This is a genomic window from Rickettsia endosymbiont of Culicoides newsteadi, assembly GCF_002259525.1.
Classification (GTDB): Bacteria; Pseudomonadota; Alphaproteobacteria; order Rickettsiales; family Rickettsiaceae; genus Tisiphia.
This window is the reverse complement of record NZ_MWZE01000071.1, coordinates 1-6,221: the sequence shown is the minus strand read 5'-3', so window position 1 is coordinate 6,221 and position 6,221 is coordinate 1. Positions and strand designations below refer to the sequence as shown.

The window sequence follows — 6,221 nt, the reverse complement described above, 5'->3', positions numbered from 1 at the left end:
GACACAGATCCCCTATAAATGCTTTTGTTCATATACTTTCTACACTAGTTGCCTATTCTCTTAAGAAAAATAAACCTTCCATAAATTGCAATTTCGACTTTCCTCTAAATTATAACCTTATCCCGAATTGACGTTATGTATTTTAAAAAATTTCTAATTTTGAGAATTTATTGCATTTTTTGACCTGATTAAATGTTCTTCAAACCTTGTGAAGTCTAGGGTTTACTAAAATCAATTAATTGGCAACTCGTGTTATTTTGCAACAATTTCGTGGGGATACATCAGCTCGCAATGACGCCAAGCTATTTTCTATATGACTTTTAAATACCATACGTAAGGTGACTATATTAAAAAAATACAAAATATTACAAAAATAATGAAAACAGCTATTAGTGGATCAAAAAAATCTGTTATATTATAGATATTAAAGATATTGGGTTGAATGTCACAACTATTAATAAAGCCTTGGTTGGCTGCATGCTGCTGTATGGTGGTTTTTATGATTTTTTGGGGTGGTCTTACTAGGCTTACTGATGCTGGTTTATCAATTGTTGAATGGAAGCCAGTATCAGGTATTGTCCCACCACTCAATAATTCTGAGTGGCAGGATGAGTTTAGTAAATATCAGCAATCAGTCGAATATAAGCAAAAAAATATTAATATGACTCTCTCAGAGTTTAAATTTATTTTTTGGATTGAATTTATTCATCGTTTTGCTGGGAGAGTTGTTGGTTTATTATATCTGATACCGTTGGTATATTTTTTGGTGACTAGGCAAATTGCTAGCAGATCACTACCAGTATATTTGGGGATATTGTTATTATTTGCGGTTCAAGGATTTATGGGTTGGTATATGGTAAAAAGTGGGCTAATTTTGCAGCCATATGTTAGTCATTTCCGCTTAGCTGGGCATTTGATTATAGCGATTATCATCTATAATTTATTGTTCTATCAGCTGATGAATAATAGTTTTGATATTTTACTAAATGAACAAACGATAAGTTTGAATTCAGCAAAATTATGTTGTTTAGTAACTATTAGTATAGTTTATATACAGATTTTTTTAGGGGGGTTGGTTGCAGGTCTTGATGCTGGGCAGGTATATAATAGCTTTCCATTAATGGGTAATAATTTTATACCTGAAGAACTAACGTTTAAACTACTTACTATAGATAGTTTAAGCGACCCTGTGGTTATTCAGTTTTTTCATAGAATGGGAGCATATATAGTTTGTATTAGTGCTGGATTTTTAGTAGTGAGCTTAATAAAAACTAAACACCCTAAATTAAATAAAGCAGCTTATTACATTGTTGGTATATTGCTATTACAAATGTTAGCTGGCATAACTACTATTTTATATTCAGTACCTGTATTAATAGCTTTATTCCATCAGATTTGTGCAATTATACTGTTATCTTGTATATTGTGGAGTTATTTTTTATTAAAGAGTGCATAAGTGGCAATATTAAATGTTGATCTAGAACTGCCTTGTAGGTTGGATCGTTACTTAAAAAAATTATATCCTAGTCTTACTCAAGGAGTGATTGAGCGTGCCTTAAGGTTTAAGCAGATAATGGTTAATTCTTGTAAGGTAGCAGCCAATCTGCGAATAAATGTTGGTGATCAAATTTTTATAGAGGATAGTTTAAATTTACAACCTCTGAAAACTTCTGATAGGATTTTTACCAGTTCAGCGATTAAACTAGCTGGTAAATTGTTGAAGGATTATCTAATTTACCAAGATGAGTGGCTTATAGCAATCAATAAGCCGTCAGGTCTTGCCACCCAAGGTGGTAGCAAGATAACTCTATCTATAGATGATGCATTGCAATATTTAAATGGTCGGGGGGCAGATTTTAAGTTAGTTCATAGGTTAGACAAAGATACTTCAGGAATATTGCTAATTGCTAAAAATTATGCAAGTAGTATAAAATTAGTTAAAGCCTTTCAGGAGAAGGATATTCAAAAAACCTATATAGCGGTAGTTTTAGGTAAGCTTCCACAATCCGAGGGAGAAATTAGTGGTATGATAGGTAAGAATAGGGGAGGGGCGTATGAAACTGTGCAAAATGATGAGGAAAATGGTAAATTATCGATAACCCGCTATAAATTCCTTAAGAAGTTAAATAATGATTTGACACTGGTTGAGTTTACTCCTCTTACTGGCAGAATGCATCAACTTCGATTTCATGCGAAAATGCTAGCTTGTCCTATAATAGGGGACAGAAAATACGGCACCTTAGAAGCAATAGCTTTATCCAGGGAAATGTTATTACATGCCAAAAAAGTAATATTACCTGAGAAAGTACTTGGTAAAGAAATAATAATTGATACGTCTTTACCAAGTTACTTTAGTATTGGTTGTACTATAGTCAATTGATGAGAAGTTGGGGACGTTGTCACTCGTCTCTCGCCTATTACTTATAGGCGTCGCTCCATCGCTCCTATCCCCAAATTCTCATCAATTGACTATAATATCCCGCACCGAAGCATGATTCTCCTTGATTGACTATATCTGAAATCTTGGAAATATAGCTTCTGGCTGACTGATGCTGCTGCCTGGAGTTAAACTAAACTCCTTGGTTAAATGTTTAAACATTCTCTGGCTCTCTGGCACAGCAAGTTGATCAAGCATTTTACTAGCTGAATCAGGGATAAATGGTTGTAACATTACAGCAATATATCTTAGTGTTTCAAGTAGCGTATATAGCACTTCCGCCATCTTTATAGGATCAGTTTTTTTTAACTGCCAAGGGGCTTCTCGATCTATGTAAATATTTGCTTCTTCAGTTAAAGTAATAATATTTTCTAACACCGAGTTCATATCAAATCTATCCATAAATATTAAATTTTCTGATATAATTTGTTGTGACGTTTTAATTAAAAATGATTCATAAATGCTATTGATAGATTCTTGGCTAATTAACGGAATTTTTGCATCATTATTCTTATAAACAAAGGCTAGAGTTCTTTGCAACAAATTACCAATTTTATTAGATAACTCACTATTGGTTCTATTAACAAAACCACTTCGAGAATAACTTCCATCTGAGCCAAATATTATCTCTCTCATCAAATAATATCTAACTGGGTCTAAACCAAATTCTTTTATTAACTGTAGTGGGTCAATTACATTTCCTATAGATTTCGATATTTTTTGTCCCTCATTAAGCCACCATCCATGTGCCATAATACATTTTGGCAGCGGCAATCCTGCTGCCATCAAAAATGCTGGCCAGTATACTGCATGAAAACGCAATATATCTTTACCAACCACATGCACATCAGCTGGCCAAAATTTATTATATTGGCTTGTATCATTTGGGTATCCTAAAGCTGAAATATAGTTTGTTAACGCATCAAGCCATACATATATTATATGCTGTTTATCATTTGGCACTTTAATCCCCCAGTTAAAGCTAGAACGCGATATAGAAAAATCATGCAGCCCTGATTTCACAAAGCTAATAACCTCGTTACGTCTGGTATTTGGTCTGATGAAATCAGGATTGGCATAGTAAAAATCCAATAATTTATCTTGCCATTTTGATAAAGAAAAAAAGTAACTTGGTTCTTCAAGCCATTCAACAGGAGCTTGAGTTGGAGCTAATCCGTCGGCTGTTAATTCTGATTCATTATAAAATGTTTCATCACGTACAGAATACCAACCTTTATAGCTACCTAGGTAAATATCACCATTATCAAGTAATGTCTGCCACAAACTACTTACCGCTTGCTTATGCCTAGCTTCTGTGGTTCTAATAAAATCATTATTAGAAATGTTCATTGAATGCATTAATGTCCGAAAAGTTTCAGACAACGTATCAGTAAATATTTGCGGCTCAACATTTTTGGCAATAGCCGATTTTTCTACCTTCTGACCATGTTCATCAGTACCTGTTAAAAACATTACATCTTTACCTGATAAACGCATAAATCTTGCTATTACATCAGATGCAACACTTGTATAAGCATGCCCTATGTGAGGTATATCATTGACATAATAAATCGGTGTAGTAATGTAATATGTATTTTTCATAATGGTCAATTTATAATAACATAAATTTGTTATAATTAATTATCCAAAATTTGGATAATTGCAATTAACCCGATTAACATTACTTTCAATTCACAACGTCATTGCGAGACCACGCAAGTAGGTCGTGGCAATCCATTTGGATTGCTTCGTCTATCTAAGGTCTTTCTCGCAATGACGCGGTGAATTGAAAGTAATGTTAGTCGAGTTAGTTATATATATAAAAAAATCAAGTTTTTGTATTTATTATAGTGATTTTTGCTAAACTAGTATACTATAAAAATAGTTACAATTAGGGAATAATTATATGAAACATTATACATTGTTAGAACAAGAATTAGAGCAAATCTCTCAAATTAATAACGTGATTAGTATACTCTATTGGGATATCGCAGTAAACATTTCGCAAGGATCGATTGATAGTAGAACAAACGAAATATCACTATTATCTTCCATAGCACATTCTAGATTAAAATCACCAAAACTCGGTGAATTAATACAGGCTGTTTCTGAAAACCAAGATATGCTAGATATTTGGCAATTAGCAAATTTACGAGAAACAAAAAGACGGATCGTAGAATCTAACTGTATAGATGATGATTTAAGAAAAAAATATGTTACTGCTAGTGCAAAATGTGAGTTAATCTGGCGAAATGCTAAAAAGAATAATGACTATCTATCACTTAAACCTTATCTACAAACAGTATTAGATTGTATACGGGAAATGGCTAAATCTAAAGCCAAAACCCTAAATTGTACTGAATATGATGCTTTACTTGACGCATATGACCCTGAGCGTAAACTAGATGAAATTAAAGTAGTTTTTAATAATATTAAAAAAACCATACCGCAATTAATTAGTCAGGTAGTAGAAAAACAAAGCAAAGAACATGTCCTACCTATAGTTGACACTATTAATAAAGAACAACAAAAACTAATTGCCAAAAGGCTTATGGCAATAATGGGGTTTGATTGCACTAAAGGTAGATTAGATGAATCGGCTCATCCATTTTGTCAAGGCACTCCTGATGATATTAGATTAACTAATAGGTATGATGAACGTAATTTTATTTCAGGGATCATGGGAATTATACATGAAACAGGTCATGCTTTATATGAACAGAACTTGCCTAGCAAATATAAAAACCAACCTGTAGGCAAGGCTAAGGGTATGGCTGTCCATGAAAGTCAGTCTCTATTTATGGAAATGCAAGTAGGTAGATCACGAGAATTTTGTGAATTTCTATCAATGTTACTTAAGGACGAATTCGGATTTAAAGGACAAGAATATTCTGGGGAGAATCTTTATAAATTAATGACTAGAGTATCCCCTAGTTTTATTAGAGTAGAAGCAGATGAAGTTACTTACCCAATACATGTAATAGTTAGGCTTGAATTAGAAGAATTATTAATTAGCGGAGAGCTAACTTTGGATGATTTGCCACATTATTGGAATAATAAGATGCAAGAATATTTAGGAATTACTCCACAAACAGATACAGATGGATGCTTACAAGATATACATTGGCCAATGGGCAGCTTTGGTTATTTCCCATCTTATACTAACGGAGCAATTATTGCTTCAATGCTGATGAAAAAAGCACAAGAAGTGAATCATAACATAAAAAAAGAAATCACCAGAGGAGAATTCAAAGGTATAAATCAATTCTTGAATAATAATCTTAGAAACTATGGCTCATTAAAAAGTACTAGTGAATTAATTAAAGACGCTACGGGTGAAGATCGAATTCAATCGGAAATATTTTTAAACTATCTTAAACAAAAATATTTATATTAGTGTCATCCCTGTTCGACTTAGTGTCACCCCTGCGTAAGCAGGGGTTTAGATTCCCGCCTACGCGGGAATGATGGTATGGACGAGTGAAGCGAAATATGCTTTACTTGTACGGAGTCAGCTGAAAAATAGTTTTCAGCTGCTCCAAATTAAATAATAATTTAATTAATAGGTCCATACCATGATAAATAATAGCATAAAAAATACTATAATAGGAATAGATTTAGCAAAAAATAGTATGCACTTGGTGCAAGTCGATCAAAATGGCAAAAAAATAGGTTACCAAAAAGTTACAAGAGATGAGTTAATAGCCTATTTAAGCAATCTCGATAAAAGTTCATTGGTAGCTATGGAGGCATGTGGAGGAGCTAATTATTGGTCACAGGAAAT

The 6,221-nt window shown here is 33.1% G+C and carries 4 protein-coding genes and 2 pseudogenes; 5 read left to right on the top strand and 1 reads right to left on the bottom strand.

The features are described 5' to 3' along the window. The 3 genes and pseudogenes from RiCNE_RS08590 to RiCNE_RS05245 form a co-directional block, all read left to right on the top strand. Positions 1-131: pseudogene (locus RiCNE_RS08590) on the top strand (IS982 family transposase); the annotation flags it as partial. Positions 132-442: 311 nt separating this feature from the next. Continuing rightward, positions 443-1,456 carry a COX15/CtaA family protein gene (locus tag RiCNE_RS05250; protein ID WP_094649549.1) on the top strand — a complete coding sequence of 338 codons (1,014 nt, stop codon included), beginning with the start codon at positions 443-445 and terminating at the stop codon, positions 1,454-1,456. A gap of 6 nt (positions 1,457-1,462) precedes the next feature. Then, entirely contained in the window at positions 1,463-2,380 is a 918-nt protein-coding gene (locus RiCNE_RS05245; protein WP_192866942.1) for an RluA family pseudouridine synthase, read from the top strand. Positions 2,381-2,509: 129 nt separating this feature from the next. Here the strand turns inward: RiCNE_RS05245 and metG are convergent, their stop codons facing one another. Next, positions 2,510-4,039: a methionine--tRNA ligase gene (gene metG / locus RiCNE_RS05240; RefSeq protein ID WP_094649547.1), complete on the bottom strand. Its 1,530-nt coding sequence runs from the start codon at positions 4,037-4,039 to the stop codon at positions 2,510-2,512. A 304-nt stretch (positions 4,040-4,343) separates the two neighbouring features. Between metG and RiCNE_RS05235 the strand changes: the two genes are divergently transcribed. Both RiCNE_RS05235 and RiCNE_RS05230 read left to right on the top strand, forming a co-directional pair. Continuing rightward, complete coding sequence (locus RiCNE_RS05235) at positions 4,344-5,834, top strand: carboxypeptidase M32 (protein WP_094649546.1); 1,491 nt, start codon at positions 4,344-4,346, stop codon at positions 5,832-5,834. Positions 5,835-6,012: 178 nt separating this feature from the next. Further along, positions 6,013-6,221: pseudogene (locus RiCNE_RS05230) on the top strand (IS110 family transposase); the annotation flags it as partial.

Excerpts from the sequence above, each read along its gene's own strand:
- RiCNE_RS05250 (WP_094649549.1), top strand. The coding sequence starts at position 443 with ATGTCACAACTATTAATAAAGCCTTGGTTGGCTGCATGCTGCTGTATG.
- metG (WP_094649547.1), bottom strand. The coding sequence starts at position 4,039 with ATGAAAAATACATATTACATTACTACACCGATTTATTATGTCAATGAT.
- RiCNE_RS05235 (WP_094649546.1), top strand. The coding sequence starts at position 4,344 with ATGAAACATTATACATTGTTAGAACAAGAATTAGAGCAAATCTCTCAA.